The following is a 16,546-nucleotide window of genomic DNA, read 5'->3' as shown; positions in this document are numbered from 1 at the left end:
TCATCGCCAACCCGCTTCAACTTTCAGGAAGTTTTATGACCCAGAGCACAACGACCCCACCAAGCCCGCGCCGCGCCCTCGTCGTCATCGACGTGCAAATGGAATACTTCACCGGCGGCCTGCTGATCGAGCACCCGCCCGTGGCGCAAAGCCTGCCCAACATCGCCCGCGCCATGGACGCCGCCCGCGCGGCCGGCATCCCCGTCGTGGTGGTGCAGCACAGCGAATCGCCCGCCGCGCCGCTGTTCGCCAAAGGCTCGGCTTCCTGGGCATTGCACGAGGCCGTGGCCAGCCGCCCGCGCGACCACCACATCGAAAAAGCCTGGCCCAGCGTTTTCACCGGCACCGGCTTTGCCGCGTGGCTGGAGCAGCACGGCATCAACACCCTGACCGTGATCGGCTACATGACGCACAACTGCGATGCCTCCACGATTTTTGAAGCCACACACCGCGGCCTGCATGTGGAATTTTTGCAGGACGCCACCGGCGCCCTGCCCTATGCCAATGAAGCCGGCAGCGCCAGCGCCGAGGAAATCCACCGCGTGTTCAGCATCGTCTTCCACACCCGCTTTGCCGCCGCCGGCTCGACCGACGCCTGGATTGCGGCCATCCAGGCCGGCGGCCGGCTGGAGAAAAGCAACATCCTGGCGTCCAACCGCGCGGCGCTGGCCGGGCGTTAACGCGGGCGCGGGACAGCCGCCCCGCTACACACGACTCAATGCCAGTTGGCGGCCAGCACGGGCGTCAGCGCGGTCTGCTGCGCGGCTGTCAGTGAAGTCTGGCCCATGGCCGGTGGCGTGAAGGCTGCCATGGCCTGCACCAGCTTGTCGACCTGCGTATCCTGCAACAGCTTGCCGTCTCCGCTTTTGATCTGCTCAACGTGGTACTGGTTGCCCAGGTACCAGTTCTGCACCGTCGCCTTGTCCGCCGTGCCGATGATGCTCACTTCCAGGTCGTTGTTGGTTTTGCGGAACCACAGCTGGTTGGTGCTGATGCCGGCCATGAACTGCAGTACGTCCGTGTTGCCTGCGGTGGTGTCGTTTTCCTGAATCGTGTCGGCGCCGTCGCCGCGAGCCAGCTGGTAGACATCGCCGCCCGCGCCGCCCACCAAAGTGTCGGCCTCCGCGCCGCCTATGAAGGTTTCGGCTTGGGCCGTGCCATAGATTGTGTCCTTGCCCGCAGTGCCTCGGTACGGGGCCGCATCCAGGTCGGCCTTTTGCCACCTGGCGCCATCGGCAAACAGGATTTGTTCGATCGGTGCGGCCGCATAACCCGTCGTGAAATGGTCCTTGATGGTGATTTTCTCCGTCCCAATGGTCACATACAAGTTTGCCGTATCGCGGCTGAGTACCACGTCGGCCGCCTTGGCGTCCACCAGCTTCAGCGTGTCGATGTCCGTAGCGGCGCCCAGGTCATTGATCGTGTCGTTGCCGTCACCCTTTTGCCAGGTATAGGTGTCCCCACCAAAGCCGCCATACAAGATGTCGGCGCTTTTGCCGCCCAGGAAGGTCTCTGCGGAGGCTGTGCCGTAGATCACATCGGCGCCATCACCACCCCGGTAGAGGACGGCATCGAGGTCCGCCTTCTGCAACTTGCTGCCATCGGCAAACAGGATTTGTTCGATGGGCGCAGCCGCGTAACCCGTCGTGAAATGGTCCTTGATGGTGATTTTCTCCGTCCCAATGGTCACATACAGGTTTGCCGTGTCACGGCTGAGTACCACGTCGGCAGCCTTGACGTCCAGCAGCTTCAGTGTGTCGATGTCCTTAGCGGCGCCCAGGTCATTGATCGTGTCGTTGCCATCGCCTCTGGCCCAGCCGTACGTGTCGCCGCCAAAGCCACCGTACAAAGTGTCCGCGCCCTTACCACCCAGGAAGGTCTCCGCTGAGGCTGTGCCATAAATCGCATCGCCACCGTCGCCGCCACGATAGAACGCGGCATCAAGGTCCGCCTTCTGCAACTTGCTGCCATCGGCAAACAGGATCTGCTCGATCGGCGCCGCATCATAGACGTACGTCGAAAAATGATTCTTGATGGTGATTTTCTCAGCGCCTATGGTCACGTACAGATTGAGCGTGTCACGGCTGAGCTGTACTTCTGTGGCCTTGGCGTCCAACAGCTTCAGAGTGTCCACGTCCGCGGCCAGACCCACATCGTTGATCGTGTCATTGCCTTCGCCTTTGCTCCAAACATAGCAATCGCTGCCCGTTCCGCCCAAAAGCGTGTCGGCACCCTTGCCACCGATAAAAGTCTCGGCCGACGCCGCGCCGTAAATTGTGTCGGCACTGTCGCCACCCCGGTAAGGCGCGGCATCGAGATCGGCCTTCAGCCACTTGCTGGCGTCAGCAAACAGGATCTGCTCGATCGGCGCCGCATCATAGACGTACGTCGAAAAATGATTCTTGATGGTGATTTTCTCGGCACCGACAGTCACGTACAGATTGAGCGTGTCGCGACTCAACTGTGCTTCGGTCATTTTGACGTCCAACAGCTTCAGCGTATCGACATCCGCCGCCAGGCCGACATCGTTGATCGTGTCATTGCCTTCCCCTTTGCTCCAAACATAGCAATCGCTGCCCGTTCCTCCCAAAAGCGTGTCGGCGCCCTTGCCACCGATAAACGTCTCCGCAGAGGCTGTACCGTAAATCGTGTCGGCGCCGTCGCCACCCCGGTAAGACGTGGCGTCGAGATCGGCCTTCAGCCACTTGCTGGCGTCGGCAAACAGGATCTGCTCGATCGGCGCCGCATCATAGACGTACGTCGAAAAATGATTTTTGATAGTGATCTTCTCGGCGCCTATGGTCACGTACAGGTTGAGCGAATCGCGGCTGAGCACGGCGTCGGCAGCCTTGACGTCCAGCAGCTTCAGTGTGTCGATGTCCTTAGCGGCGCCCAGGTCATTGATCGTGTCGTTGCCGTCACCCTTTTGCCAGGTATAGGTGTCCCCGCCAAAGCCACCGTACAAAGTGTCCGCGCCCTTACCACCCAGGAAGGTCTCCGCTGAGGCTGCGCCATAAATCACGTCGGCGCCATCACCACCGCGGTAGAGCGCGGCATCAAGGTCCGCCTTCTGCAACTTGCTGCCATCGGCAAACAGGATCTGCTCGATCGGCGCCGCATCATAGACGTACGTCGCAAAATGATTTTTGATGGTGATCTTCTCGGCGCCTATGGTCACATACAGGTTAGCCGTATCGCGGCTGAGCACGGCGTCGGCAGCCTTGATGTCCAGCAACTTCAGTGTGTCCACGTCCGCAATTGCACCCAGGTCATTGATCGTGTCGTTGCCGTCTCCCTTCAGCCAGGTGTAGGTGTCCCCGCCAAAGCCGCCATACAAGACATCAGCACCTTTGCCACCCAGGAAAGTCTCCGCGGAAGCCGTGCCATAAATCACATCGGCGCCATCACCACCCCGGTAGAGGACGGCATCAAGGTCCGCCTTCTGCAACTTGCTGCCATCGGCGAACAGGATCTGCTCGATCGGCGCCGCATCATAGACGTACGTCGAAAAATGATTTTTGATAGTGATCTTCTCGGCGCCTATGGTCACGTACAGGTTGAGCGAATCGCGGCTGAGTACCACGTCGGCCGCCTTGGCGTCCACCAGCTTCAGCGTGTCCACGTCCGCAATTGCACCCAAGTCATTGATCGTGTCGTTGCCGTCTCCCTTTTGCCAAATGTAGGTGTCCCCGCCGGCGCCGCCGTACAGGGCATCAGTACCTTTGCCACCCAGGAACGTCTCCGCGGAAGCCATGCCATAAATCACATCGGCGCCATCACCACCGCAGTAGAGGGCGGCATCGAGGTCCGCCTTCTGCAACTTGCTACCATCGGCGAACAGGATCTGCTCGATCGGCGCCGCATCATAGACATATGTCGAAAAATGATTCTTGATGGTGATATTCTCGGCGCCTATGGTCACGTACAGATTGAGCGAATCGCGGCTGAGCTGTACGTCGGCAGCTTTGACGTCCGCCAGTTTCAGCGTGTCGATGTCCGTAGCGGCGCCCAGGTCATTGATCGTGTCGTTACCGTCTCCCTTCAGCCAGGTGTAGGTGTCCCCGCCAAAGCCGCCATATAAAGTGTCGGCCCCCTTGCCGCCTTCAATGGCGTCGGCCAGGGATGTTCCCCACAACATGTCATTACCGCTTGTCCCCAAATACAAGGACGGCGCCGCGTCCAGCACGGACTTCTGCCAGGTGCTGCCGTCGCTGAATTGAATCTGCTCCAGCGCCGCGGGTGTGTTGCCGAAATGGTTGACGACCTTGATCTGCTCAGTGCCTATGGTGATGTAGAGGTCGTCCGCCCAGCGGCTGAGCCTCATTTCGGAAGCGTTGACGTCCAGAAACCGCAAGGTGTCCCCTACGAAGCCCACACCGCCCATCTCGTTGATGGTGTCGTTGCCGTCTCCCTTTGACCACAGGAAGGTATCCGAACCATTGCCGCCATTGAGGACATCGGCGCCTTTGCCTGCGCTGAATACATTGTCAAGGCCTGCCTTGGCATTCAAGGAGTCCGCGCCTGCCGTGCCGAGAAGAGGGTTGCCTCCCATGGTGGCAAGATAAAGTTCAAATCCCTGCCCTTGGATATTGCCTTGCTGCCGCAGCTTGACGGATATTTGTGCGCCGGCTTCGTCCATGGTGTTAAGGCTCCTTGCGAAGCTGGCGATCAAGCCCTGACCCTGTGCCGGGTTCGCGTTGTATTGTGCTTTCAGCGTCGCTACCAAGGCACTGACGTCCCATTCAAGGCTGTGGTTGTCCAGGGTAAAGCGCAGGCCTATGCTCTCATAGAGTGGCCTGAACACGGTTTGCGCCATTAACTGGCCGTCTACCCATTGGACCAGTTGGTCATAGGCCTTGAGCAGGACGGGCGCAGCTTGACCGTGCGGGTTGGGATCCCGCTCACCCCAGCACCAAGTGCCAAGGTAGCTTTCACCCAGAAAGGTCTCCAGCGTGGCGAGCTTGCGCGCGTCACCGATGGCGTTGCCGTAGTACCGCGTCTGGGCGCGGCTGGCCGGATCGATATCCTGCACGCCGGCCCAGCGGTAGATGATGTCGTTAAGGAGGCCTGCGCGCACGCCCCCATCGCTGGCACCGGCATATTGCTGCACCAGTGCCTGCAGCTTGCCGCTGGCGTCGCGCGCCATGGCCTGGTGCAGGCTGTGCACATTGCCGAAACCCTCGATGTCGGGCAAGGCGGCAATGGTGTCGTTGACCGCCATCAGGTCGGTATCGATAGTGCGCGCGGTGTCCACGGCAAACCAGACGTCGTCCATGGCGCGGTTCTGTCCGGCCGTGGTGGTGAAGCTGCCGACCTGCAGGTGCTGGTTGCCGTTGGCGTCTGTGACGGTCTGGTTGGTGTAGCCGGTGTTCAGGCTCTTGACGCCGGCTTCAGCCAGGGTCAGCAGTTCACCGGCATCCACCACACCATTGCTGTTGGCGTCCTTGAAAACACGCAGCTGGCTGGCGGCGGCGTCGTTGGCATCGACCTTGCCGTCCTTGTTGGAATCCAGGTCGGCCAGCGCGGTAAAGCCGTTATCCGCCTTGCTGCCATTCTTCAGGACCGTGTTGTTGCCAAACAGTTCGGCGCCGTTGTCGATCTGGCCGTTCCCGTTCCGGTCCCAGACCAGCATGCCATCGTTCCGGCCCACCCAGCCGGACTGTTCGGCAAACTTGTTGCCGTCGTGGTCGAAGTGGATGCCAGCGGTTTTCCCCAGAGTCTCTGCGCCGTTGAGGCCGTCGAGGTCGAGGATCAGAGGACTCCGGGTTATTTCGGCCGTGCCGAACTGAGTTTTCAGGGAGTTGATGAGGCTCTTAATAGCAGCACCTACGTCCCCGACCGTGTATCCCTTCTGATTGGCAACCAATTGGGCAACTGCAGCTGTAAGTCCTAAAACTCCGATCAACGGGGCAGCAATAGTGGCACCGGTTGTAACTGCTACGACAGCAGCCACGACCGTAGCGGCTCCCGCAACAACTTGAATAATGTCACCTAGGCTAATGTCACTTGGCGAGACATCATGGTTCAATTCAGCGGCAATCTTGACAAGAGTAAAGCCACCAAGTACAGCTTGAACTTGTCCATTAACAGCAAGCGTCGTAAATGGTCCGGCGAAAGAGGCAAATACGTTTCCTCCTGCAATACCTACCCCTCCAACACTACCAGAAGTTTGTCCAGAAAATGCATCTGAAATTGCCGTTCCATTGTCTAGAACGGTCGGGACTATTGCGATGATGTCGATGGTTGATGCCATTTTGTATTCCAATTAATTTTTATCTGAGAAGAAAAAAAATAGACTCGCTGAAACGTACATATTCAGAAAGGCCAACGCGAGCAAGCGCGCGCCCGGTCTTTTATTTTTTAGAATTTTTTTCAAATTCGTAAAAAAAGAATCGTCATTCCTCATTTCTTCGAGAAACGGAAAGCTCACAACCAGAAGGAAAATTCCGGAGAGGGTGAAATAAGTCAATTTGTATAAAAGCACTGTGAGACCACTTTTGATGCTCAGCGATTAAGAAGGCAAGTCGCTATTGGCCTACTTGTTGGTTGCTTGGAGATTCTGAAAAATAGATTCCGGAACAGCCATATGGCGCCGGAAGCAATAAGAAACTTTGCGTGCCCGTGTTTCCCAAAAAGATGACTCGTCACGTCTTGCAGCCACTTCCATCGCATCGTGGATTCACTGGGATCAAACCACTGAGACAGTCCAAGACAAATCAAGGAGACTGAAAGCACGATTGGCAATCGCCTGTCGTTTTCTAATTTCATTTTTTCTGTCCTTTTTCCGCTCTGATCGTTTGAATTAACTCAATGGTTTTTGTCGCCTCGCCATAGCCAGCGTCCAGACTGCTTTTCGCCCATCGCATCGCCAAGTCCAGGTCTTCGGGGACCCCTTTTCCAGTTGCATAAAACCGAGCCATGACGTCTCGGGCTTGTCCATCGCCCAAGTAAGCCGATGACTGAAACCATTGCATCGCTTGAGCAAGGTCCTGGGGCATGTCGGGTAGTTCCCCTAGATATATCCATCCAATGAAGTAATGCGCAGTTGCATCTCCTTGTGCTGCAGCACTTTTCAGCCATCGGATGGCTACAGCGGTGTTTTGACTGACACCGCGACCGTCCATGTACATCAGGCCCAGCCGCGTTTGGGAAGCCGTAAAGCCCTTCAAAGCCAGGTCTTGGTGCAGTGGAAAAGCTTCGGTGTAGTTCTTCTCTTTTTCGTAGTCGCGTGCCAGGCGGTACTGGGCCTTGACCTCACCGGCTGCCATGGCCTCGCGAAGAAGAACTTTTGCGTAAGCTTTATCCGTCGGGTGCCACCAGATGTCATCCGTGTACAGCTGCGCCACAAAAACTTTCTCGGAGGGCATGTAGGTCGTGCGGGCCAGTACGTGTACTGCCGCCAAAGCGAATCCAAGTACCAGAACAAGTGCGATCACGCACCACTTCAACAACCAGATAAGCCTTTGGCCGGCAAGAAGAAATGACTCCACGGCGGGGTGGGTGGCTTTGTCAGATTCCTTTTGACCGAGTACTGGATTCATTTCTTGCCCTCTTTGAGGGATTGAATGAACTGGATCGTGACCTGCGCCGGCGCATGGCCGGCGTCCCGGCTCTTGTCCGCCCAATACATCGCCAAGTCGAGGTTTTTGGGCACCCCTTCCCCAGTTGCATACAAGCCCGCCAAGGTGTCCTGGGCTTGCGCATTGCCGAGGTAGGCCGATGACTGGATCCATTGCGCAGCCTGGGCAATGTCGCGGGGCGGGTTGGGCTTGTCTCTCAGATAGATAAAGCCAAGGGCAAGGTGAGAAAGGGGATCGCCTTGTGCGGCCGCGGTTTTCAGCCATTTGATGCCTTCAGCGGTGCTCTGGCTGACGCCCCAACCCTCGACATACAACACGCCCAGCCGTCTTTGGGCGTCAATAAATCCTCTCGATGCCAGGTCCTGGTACAAGGGGAAGGCTTGCGCATAGTTCTTCTCCATTTCGTACTCGTACGCCAGGAGGTACTGGGCATTGGCGTTACCGGCACTGACAGCCTCGCGAAGAAGTTCTTTTGCGTAAGCCTTGTCCGCCGGGTGCCACCAATACTCGCCCGAGTACAGCTGCGCCAACTCAATTTGCGCCCTGGGTATACCCACAACCCGCGCCAGCAAATGGACGGTCGTCAGAACAAGTCCATAAACCAGCAAGACCGCGATCACACCCCAGGTCAGCCACTTGAGGAGACGCTGGCCCGGTGCCTCGGTGGGGTTCGATGATTTTGTAGAGGCTGTGGTTTGACCGGCGTGCGCATCCTCATGCAGGCCTTCCCGCAGATCCGGATACTCATCGGCTCGATCGAAAAAATCCACGCCCTCTTCCTTTGCTTTGCATCAGTCGCTGGACTGTAAAGAGAGGAAGGAAAACACGCCAATAGCGTTTAAACATCCGCGCATACACATCTCTCATACAGCGAATTGACACAAACCGCTGTGTGAATGGACACAAACGCAGGTATGGACACAGACCCAAAACACGCGCGCGTGAATGCATCACGCACGCATGCACGCATGCACGCGAAAAAATGGATTGAATGTGGAGGGCTCTCAGCGCCCTTGGCGAAGGCGAGGTAGAGGCGAAAAAAAAAGCAGCGCCATGGCGCTGCTTGTCAAACCGGCGTCCCCGCGCCTGAAGCGGGTCGCTCAAGCGCCCGCGGTCAACCCCACGCTCGCGCGTCCATCCGCCCCCACCGGCACATCGCCTGCCACGGTGACGCGGCGCACCACGCGGTGCTGGTCGCCGTAGTCGTTGATGGCGTAGTGCTGGGTGGCGCGGTTGTCCCAGGTGGCGACGTCGCCTTCGGTCCAGCGCCAGCGCACGGTGTTCTCCAATTGCGTGATGTGTTTGTGCAGCAGGCCCAGCAGGTGCGCGGAATCATGCGATGACTGCCCCACCAGGCGTTTGGCGAAGTGGCCCAGCAGCAGCACGCGCTCGCCGGTTTCGGGGTGGACCTGCACGACCGAGTGTTCGGTCTCTATCAGTTTGGCGGTAAAGGCTTTGCGGTAGGCGCGTGTGGCGTCGTCGTCGGCGTCGGGCGATGCCGCGCGCGAGCCCGCGTAGTCGTTGCCGTGCACGGCAATTGACGACTCCAATTCAAGTCAACTCGATGAGTCGCGTGGCGCTTCACTTCCCCAAAGCAGGCTATCTCATCGATTTATGAGCAGATGTTGATCGCGTTTGCTGAATTCCAACTTTGATTGATTAAACGCAAGATTCGTCCCATGCAAAGCCCATCAACCGAAACCTGGTGCAGGAGTTGATTCGCCGGTCTGGAAGATGAGCGATGCATGTCCCGTTTGACGTTTTTCGTCGTTCAATTTAATCAAAGTGAGATATCCAAAATGAAGCTCAAGAACAAGGTTGCATTCATCACCGGCGGCACATCGGGCATCGGCCTGGAAACCGCAAAGCTGTTCCAGGCTGAAGGCGCCCAAGTGGTGCTCGTCGGCTCCAACGAAGAGCGTCTGGCCGCAGCCGGAAAGGAGCTTGAGGGCAAGGCTCTGCTGGTCCGCGCCGACGTCCGCAAAGTGGCCGAGATTGAGCGTGCAGTTGAAGAAACACGCGCCAGGTTCGGTCGCATCGACGTCCTGTTCGCCAATGCCGGCGCCACCACGGTCGCTCCGCTCGAGGCCGTGACGGAGGCGTATGTCGCCGACAACCTCGCGCTCAATTTCACCGGCACGTTCTTCACGATCCAGAAGGCAGCGCCTGTCATGACGCAAGGCGGCAGCATCATCGTGACGACGTCGTTCCTGAACACGATCGGCTACCCCGGCCTGTCGATCCTCGCGGCAACCAAGGCCGCGACGCGCTCGCTTGTCCGCACCCTGGGCGCGGAACTGGCGCCGCGAGGCATTCGTGTGAACGCGGTCAGCCCGGGCGCGATCGCGACGCCCTTCTACAGCAAGATCGGCCTGCCCGACAACGTGCTGTCGGAAATCGCCGCCAGCATCACGCAGAAGGTCGGCCTGAAGCGCTTCGGCAATGCGGCGGAACTCGCGAAGACTGCGCTGTTCCTGGCCTGTGACGACTCGTCGTACACGACGGGCGCGGAACTGGTCGTGGACGGTGGCCTGACCCAATTCTGATGACCTCACAAGAACCCTGAAAGCTGCGCTGCCCAAACGGCCGTGGACACTTGCAAGGCCAATGGGCGTCTTAAAGCGCTGGGATGCGTCCGAAGTCCGCCAGCGCCTCGCGAAGTTTCGGCACGGCGAAGTCGATGAACCGGCGCAGCTTCATCGGCATCATGTCCCGCGACAGATAGACGAGATGCACCGGTATGGGGTCGACCTCGAACTCCTCCAGGATGAATTGAAGTTTTCCGGTGCCCACCGACTCCGCCACGTCGTGTTCGAGCAGCAGCGTCGCGCCCACGCCATCGATGGCGGCATCGGTCGCCGCATCTGGAGACGAGACGAGCAATCGCGGTGTTTCCGTGATCGTGCAAGTCTCGTTGGCATCCGGATGGCGAAAGCGCCACGGCGACAGGTAAGGGCTGTCGAACACGACGCGAGGGTAGTCGTGAAGGTCCTCAGGGCTGCGCGGCACGCCGTGCTGCTTCAGCAGATTCGGGCTCGCCACCACCACGACTCGCAACATGCCGACCCGCGTGGCGACGAGGCTGCTGTCTTTTAGCCGGCCAATCCGGATCGCGATGTCTGCCTGCGAATCGACAAGGTCGATGTTGCGGTCGGACTGCAGGAGTTGAATCCGGATCTCGGGAAACAGCGTGAGGAATTGATTGATGACGGGAAGCACCCGCAGGCGCGCGACCTGCACCGGCGTCGTGATGACGAGCTCACCACGCGGGTTCGTGAACTCACCGGCAGCGCGACGTTCCTGTTCATCGACCTGTTCGAGAATCCGCCTTGCAGCGACGACGTAGTCGGTCCCTGCCTCCGTCAGCAAGAGCTTGCGTGTCGTCCGAACGAGAAGCTTCGTGCCCACCAGCGCTTCGAGATCGTTGACATTGCGAGTCAGCGTGGCGACGGGGATTCGCAATTTTCTGGCGGCGGCCGACAGGCTTCCTTCCTCCACGGAGGACACCAGCATCGCCATCGCTTCCAGTCTGTCCACTTTGAATTACTTCCAAAAGCCGGCAACGAAAATATTCTGTCGCGGCGGCAGAGCCCGATCGAGGTAAGCGAGATCAGCGAACGGTCAGCCCCGTTTCGCCACGATCTTGATCCAGCGCCGCGCCCAATGCGGCTTGATCGACAGTTTACCTATTTACGGATAGATTTTTAATCCTCAAGCAAGCGCACCTTGACGCTCTTGCCTTTGACTTTGCCCGTGGAGAGCTTGTTCAGCGCGTCGTTCGCGATGCGGCGGTCCACGGCCACATAGGTCGAGAACTCATTGACGTTGATCTTGCCGACCTGCTCGCGCGTGAAGCCGGCCTCTCCGGTCAGCGCGCCCAGCACGTCGCCGGCGCGGATTTTTTCCTTGCGGCCGCCGACAATTTGCAGCGTGACCATGGGCGGCAACAGCGGCTCATTGCTGGCGGGCGTCAGCTCGGTGAGTTTGTGCCACTCGGACTCGGCCTTCTGCAGCACTTCGATTTTTCCGACGTGGCCCATCTCGTCCATGCTGGCCAGGCTGATGGCCCAGCCTTCTTCGTCGGCGCGGCCGGTGCGGCCTATGCGGTGGATGTGCACTTCGGCATCCGGTGTGACGTCGACGTTGATGACCATCGCAAGCTGCGCGATGTCCAGGCCGCGCGCGGCCACATCGGTGGCCACCAGCACCGAACAGCTGCGGTTGGAGAACTGCACCAGCACCTGGTCGCGTTCGCGCTGCTCAAGTTCACCGAACAGGGCCAGGGCGCTGAAGCCCTGCTCTTTCAGATAGGCCACCAGGGCGCGGCACTGCGACTTGGTGTTGCAAAAGGCCAGCGTGCTGGCCGGGCGGAAGTGCCGCAGCACCTGCGCGACGGCGCCCAGGCGGGCTTCGTCGTGGTCGCTGTCGGGCACCTGGTACCAGCGCTGCTGTATCTTGGTTTTTTCATGCTGCGCCTGCACCGTGATGGTTTGCGGCGCCTTCATGAACTGCTGGCTGAGCTTGGCGATGCCTTCGGGATAGGTGGCCGAGAACAGCAGGGTCTGCCGCTCTTTGGGGCACTGCTTGGCGACGGTGACGATGTCCTCGAAGAAGCCCATGTCCAGCATGCGGTCGGCTTCGTCGAGCACCAGGGTGTTGAGCGCTTCCAGCGTGAGGTTGCCGCGCGCCAGGTGGTCCATGATGCGGCCGGGCGTGCCGACCACGATGTGGGCGCCGTTTTCCAGGCTGGCGGTCTGGTTGCGCAGCGGCACGCCGCCGCACAGCACCACGACCTTGGTGTTTTCTTCGGCGCGCGCCAGGCGGCGGATCTCGGTCGCGACCTGGTCGGCCAGCTCGCGCGTGGGGCACAGCACCATAGCCTGCACCGCGAAGCGCCGCGCATTGAGGTTGGCCAGCAGCGGGATAGCAAAGGCGGCGGTCTTGCCGCTGCCGGTTTTGGCCTGGGCAATCAGGTCCTTGCCCAGCAAGGCCACCGGCAGGCTGGCAGCCTGGATGGGCGTCATGTTCAGGTAGCCGAGCTGCTGCAGGTTGGCCAGCGTGGCGGGGGTCAGCGGCAGGCTGGCGAAGTCGGTATTGGGCGTCGAAGAAGGGGATGCGGGGGAGGAACTCATCCCCCATTATCGGTGTTGGCCCTAAAACATCCATTTAGCGGTGGTTAAACACAGGTCTGCGCTTCTCGACGAAAGCGGCCGTTCCCTCTCTCGCGTCCTGCGAGGCCGCGGCGATCATGAACTGCGCGGCCTCAATCGCCAGGCCCTCGTCGATGGAAACATTGAGCCCGCGTGTCACGGCGCGCAGCGACGCCGCTACCGCCACGGCGGAGTTTTCGGCGACGCGGTCGGCCATGCGCAAACAGGCCGGCAGCAGCTCATGGGCCGGCACTACGTGGTTGACCAGGCCTATCAGCAGGGCTTCCTCGGCGCTGATGGCGTCGCCGGTCAGGATCATTTCATTGGCGCGCTTGCGGCCTATGTGGCGCGGCAGGCGCTGCGTGCCGCCGAAGGGCGGCGGAAAGCCGAGGCGGATTTCGGGTTTGGCAAAGCTCGCGTGTTCGGCCGCGATGGCGATGCTGCAGGCTTCCATGGTTTCGCAGCCGCCGCCGAAGGCGATGCCGTTGACGGCCGCGATGACGGGCTTGGGGTAGTTCTCGATGCGCCGCGTCATGGCCTGGCCGCGCATCACGAAGTTTCGGTACGCCGCCTCGGGTGAAGCGGCAATGTCGGGCGCAAAGCCTGCAATATCGGCGCCCGCGCTGAAAGCCTTGTTGCCCTGACCGGTGAGGATCAAGCAACGCACGCAGTCGTCGCGCTCCAGGGCATTGAGCCTGTCCATCAATTCGTCTATCAACTCATAACTGAGCGCATTGAGTTTTTCGGGGCGGTTCAGGGTGAGCACTACATGCTGGCCGTGGCGTTGGCTTTCTATCAGCATGTGGTCTCCGTGCATTGCGGCGCAGTCGCGAAGTCCAGGACACCACAACCGCGCGGCGCTCCGACAAAATAAGTCGCGGCTTGCGGCGTGACGAAAGACTGGCCGCGCTCCAGCACGACGTCGCTGTCGCGCAGACCGGCCAGCGCATCGCTGGTGATCCAGAGGCAGCCGCTGGTGCAGGCCAGGACCTGGCCGCGCGGCAGGCGGAAGGGTTGGGGGATAGACCCGAGCTTGAGCGGGGATTTCGGAGTTGACGGGGGTAGAGGGCTTTGTCGGGCATGCATGGCGGACTCCTTGGAAAGTGTGGTTTGATTCTTCTTTGGAACCGGCCCCGGCGGCCGGATGGTTTGTCATCCGGGGTATTCCTCTTACTCATACCGCTCATGCAACTGATGCCATGCTGAACCCTTCCTCCTCCCACGTACTGCGCGCCATGTCGCTGGACGCGATACGCGGCTTTGAATCGGCGGCGCGGCACCTGAGCTTTACGGCCGCGGCCGAAGAGCTGTGCATCACGCAATCTGCCGTCAGCAAACAAATCAAAAGCCTGGAAGACGCGCTGGGCGCGGCGCTGTTCCTGCGCGGCGGCAAGGGTTTGAGCCTGACGCCGCAAGGCCGCGAGCTGTATGAAGCGGCCCGCGCCGCGCTGGGGCAGCTGGCCTCGGCCGTGGACCGCCTGATGGCGGTGGACAGGCAGTCGGTGGCGGTCACCACCACGCCTTCTTTCGCCGCGCTGTGGCTGGCGCCCAAGCTGGCGAAATTCCAGCGGCTGGAGCCGGCCATCGACGTGCGCGTGGACGCCTCGGAAACCCGCGTGAACCTGGAACGCGAAGGCATGGACCTGGCCGTGCGGCTGTATCCGGTGCAGCAGGGCGACGAGGGCCCGCCGCCGCTGCTGCAGGAGCAGGCCCTGCTGGTGGCAGCGCCGGCCGTCGCGGCGCGCATCCATGCCGCGGCCGACATCCTGAGCACACCGCTGCTGGTGTACTACGACCCGGCCACGCGTTTCCCCTGGATGTCGTGGCCGGACTGGTATGAGCGCCTGGGCTTGAAGCAATCGGCGCAGCAGCCTTGCCTGTATTTTTCGCAGTACGAGCATGTGCTGAACGCCGCCGTGCAGGGCGCCGGCCTGGCGATAGGCCGCACGCCGCTGGTGCTGCCGCTGCTGCGCAGCGGCCAGCTCACGGTGGTCTTGCCGGGCGAGACGGTGGCGGGCCTGGCTTACCGCATCGTGAGTTCGGCCCACAGCGCGGAGCGGCCGGCGGTGCGGAAATTCCGCGCCTGGCTGGAGCGTGAACTGGCGCTGGAAGCGATAGGCTGAAGGCTAGGACCAGGCGCCGGTGGCGTCCAGCACGGGCGACAGTTCCGCATCGCCCCAGCGCAGCGGCAAGGAAGATTCCACCAGCCGCATCGATTGCACCTTGAAGCGCATCAAGCGCTGCGCGCCGGCGAAGGAATCCACCTCGGGGCCGTCCCAGATGATGTCGGCCGTGACGGCCACATACAGCAGATCGCCGTTGTCGAAATCGACAAACAGCAGGCCGGCGCGCGGGTTCACCACGAGGTTTCCCAGGGTGTTGAAGAAGTAGTTGCCGACAAAGTCCGGCACGGTCAGCGTGCCGTCGGCCTCCACCCGCACAAAGCCGGGCTTGCCGCCGCGGTGCGAGACGTCGACGCCGCCGGCGCGGCCGGCCTCTTCGCCATCGCCGTCGCCCGCATAGGCGGTGGCGATGAACAGGGTGTCGGCCTGCTCGATCATGCGGCGCGCCGCATCGCTCAGGTGCGCCGACTCATGCACCACGGGCCCGGCCGCCGGCGCGGGGCGGTCCACATACAGAGGTTCGCGCGCCTGGATGTACTTGGGGCAGTTACCGAAACTCTGGCTCAGTTCCACCGCGAAGCCCGAACCATTGACGCCGCGGACGATGCCGTTCATGCGGTTGCGCCGGCGCGTGTGCGGCTCTATGCCCAAGAGGCCTATCGCGGCGCCGTCCACCAACGTGCCCTGCAAAGGGTCGCCGGCCAGCGGCTGCGCGCGCAGCAACAAATGGCGCGCGTCGGGCGAATGGATAAAGCCCGGCGGCTGGGCCAGTATCGAGGCCCAGGGCTGGCCGCCAGCGTCCACCGTGCCCGCGACCACAAAAGGCAGTTGCTCAAAAAACTCGCGGTGCTGGTCGGGCATGAAGTCGCGGATCACGCGCGGGCCGATTTCCTCCATGCGCGCGCGCACGGCCGGGCTCACACGTGCCTGCACCGCGCGCTCGCCCACATGGAAGGTGGGCGCGGCAATCATGCTGCAAGTCCTATCGGTGTCCTGACCATGGGCACAAAGCGCGGCAAGGCCTCGATGCGTGCCAGCCAGGCGCGTATGCGCGGGTAGGCCTCCAGCGAGACATTGCCTTCGGGCGCATGGGCCGAGTAGCTGTAGTTGGCGATGTCGGCCAGCGTGGGCGTGCTGCCCGCGAGGAAGGCCGACTGACCGAGCTGCTGCTCCATCACCGAGAACAGGGCGTGGGCGCGTTCAATGGCCTCCGCGCTTTCGGGACGCTTGAAGAGCTGGATCACCCGCGCCGCCGCCGGCCCGTAGGCGAGCTGCCCGGCCGCCACCGAGAACCAGCGCTGCACCGCCGCGGCGGCCAGGGGGTCGCGCGGCATCCATTGGTCTGCATCGGCGGCATAACGCGCATTGAGGTAGACCAGGATGGCGTTGGAGTCGGCCAGCGTGACCTCGCCGTCCTGGATCACCGGCACCTGGCCGAAGGCGTTCATGGCCAGGAAGGCCGGCGTCTTGTGCCCCTTGGTGGCCAGGTCGATCTCGATGCGTTCGAAAGGCAGGCCCAGGAGAGACAGAAACAGTTCCACCCGGTGCGAATGGCCGGAGATGGCGACGCGGTACAGGCGAATGGGCTGTGCGGGCTGGGCTTTGGCGGCGGGTGTGCTCATGATGGGCTTTCGGTTGGTTGCAGGATGAAGATGCTTTCTCTGGGATGGATTCTGTTTGAACCGTTATTCTG

Annotated in this window: 12 protein-coding genes and 1 pseudogene; 3 read left to right on the top strand and 10 right to left on the bottom strand. The window is 61.0% G+C overall.

Going from position 1 to position 16,546, the window contains the following annotated elements:
* The first annotated feature begins 35 nt into the window (after positions 1–35).
* The gene (locus ACLV74_RS16620; RefSeq protein WP_411880510.1) at positions 36–680 is read left to right on the top strand and encodes a cysteine hydrolase family protein; all 645 of its coding nucleotides are present in this window, start codon (positions 36–38) and stop codon (positions 678–680) included.
* A gap of 35 nt (positions 681–715) precedes the next feature.
* On the opposite strand, the gene ACLV74_RS16615 is transcribed toward ACLV74_RS16620, so the two are convergent.
* From ACLV74_RS16615 to ACLV74_RS16600, 4 genes and pseudogenes are all read right to left on the bottom strand, one after another.
* Complete coding sequence (locus ACLV74_RS16615; RefSeq protein WP_411880509.1) at positions 716–6,253, bottom strand: calcium-binding protein; 5,538 nt, start codon at positions 6,251–6,253, stop codon at positions 716–718.
* A 511-nt stretch (positions 6,254–6,764) separates the two neighbouring features.
* On the bottom strand, positions 6,765–7,541 hold the full coding sequence (locus tag ACLV74_RS16610; protein ID WP_411880508.1) for a tetratricopeptide repeat protein: 777 nt from the start codon (positions 7,539–7,541) through the stop codon (positions 6,765–6,767).
* Positions 7,538–8,350, bottom strand: a complete 813-nt coding sequence (locus ACLV74_RS16605; RefSeq protein ID WP_411880507.1) for a tetratricopeptide repeat protein — start codon at positions 8,348–8,350, stop codon at positions 7,538–7,540. Before ACLV74_RS16605 ends, ACLV74_RS16610 begins: the two co-directional genes overlap by 4 nt.
* Before the next feature lie 330 nt (positions 8,351–8,680).
* Positions 8,681–9,115, bottom strand: a pseudogene (locus ACLV74_RS16600) (TauD/TfdA dioxygenase family protein); the annotation flags it as partial.
* 264 nt (positions 9,116–9,379) lie between these two features.
* On the opposite strand from ACLV74_RS16600, the gene ACLV74_RS16595 reads away from it, so the two are divergent.
* A complete protein-coding gene (locus ACLV74_RS16595; protein ID WP_411880506.1) occupies positions 9,380–10,126 on the top strand; it encodes an SDR family oxidoreductase in 747 nt (248 codons plus the stop codon).
* A gap of 70 nt (positions 10,127–10,196) precedes the next feature.
* On the opposite strand, the gene ACLV74_RS16590 is transcribed toward ACLV74_RS16595, so the two are convergent.
* The 4 genes from ACLV74_RS16590 to ACLV74_RS16575 form a co-directional block, all read right to left on the bottom strand.
* On the bottom strand, positions 10,197–11,117 hold the full coding sequence (locus tag ACLV74_RS16590; protein WP_411880505.1) for a LysR family transcriptional regulator: 921 nt from the start codon (positions 11,115–11,117) through the stop codon (positions 10,197–10,199).
* A 167-nt stretch (positions 11,118–11,284) separates the two neighbouring features.
* The gene (gene dbpA / locus ACLV74_RS16585) at positions 11,285–12,712 is read right to left on the bottom strand and encodes an ATP-dependent RNA helicase DbpA (RefSeq protein WP_411880504.1); all 1,428 of its coding nucleotides are present in this window, start codon (positions 12,710–12,712) and stop codon (positions 11,285–11,287) included.
* A 34-nt stretch (positions 12,713–12,746) separates the two neighbouring features.
* Complete coding sequence (locus ACLV74_RS16580) at positions 12,747–13,532, bottom strand: crotonase/enoyl-CoA hydratase family protein (protein WP_411880503.1); 786 nt, start codon at positions 13,530–13,532, stop codon at positions 12,747–12,749.
* Complete coding sequence (locus ACLV74_RS16575) at positions 13,526–13,816, bottom strand: DUF2917 domain-containing protein (RefSeq protein WP_411880502.1); 291 nt, start codon at positions 13,814–13,816, stop codon at positions 13,526–13,528. Before ACLV74_RS16575 ends, ACLV74_RS16580 begins: the two co-directional genes overlap by 7 nt.
* A gap of 113 nt (positions 13,817–13,929) precedes the next feature.
* Between ACLV74_RS16575 and ACLV74_RS16570 the strand changes: the two genes are divergently transcribed.
* Positions 13,930–14,853 carry a LysR substrate-binding domain-containing protein gene (locus ACLV74_RS16570; protein ID WP_411880501.1) on the top strand — a complete coding sequence of 308 codons (924 nt, stop codon included), beginning with the start codon at positions 13,930–13,932 and terminating at the stop codon, positions 14,851–14,853.
* A gap of 3 nt (positions 14,854–14,856) precedes the next feature.
* Here the strand turns inward: ACLV74_RS16570 and ACLV74_RS16565 are convergent, their stop codons facing one another.
* Both ACLV74_RS16565 and ACLV74_RS16560 read right to left on the bottom strand, forming a co-directional pair.
* A complete protein-coding gene (locus tag ACLV74_RS16565; RefSeq protein ID WP_411880500.1) occupies positions 14,857–15,825 on the bottom strand; it encodes a pyridoxamine 5'-phosphate oxidase family protein in 969 nt (322 codons plus the stop codon).
* On the bottom strand, positions 15,822–16,475 hold the full coding sequence (locus ACLV74_RS16560) for a glutathione S-transferase family protein (protein ID WP_411880499.1): 654 nt from the start codon (positions 16,473–16,475) through the stop codon (positions 15,822–15,824). Before ACLV74_RS16560 ends, ACLV74_RS16565 begins: the two co-directional genes overlap by 4 nt.
* Positions 16,476–16,546 lie beyond the last annotated feature (71 nt).

It is taken from the genome of Polaromonas sp. YR568, assembly GCF_943369415.1.
In the GTDB taxonomy this organism is placed as follows: Bacteria; Pseudomonadota; Gammaproteobacteria; order Burkholderiales; family Burkholderiaceae_C; genus Polaromonas.
Note: the sequence above shows the minus strand (reverse complement) of the source record. Positions and strands in the feature narration are given on the sequence as shown.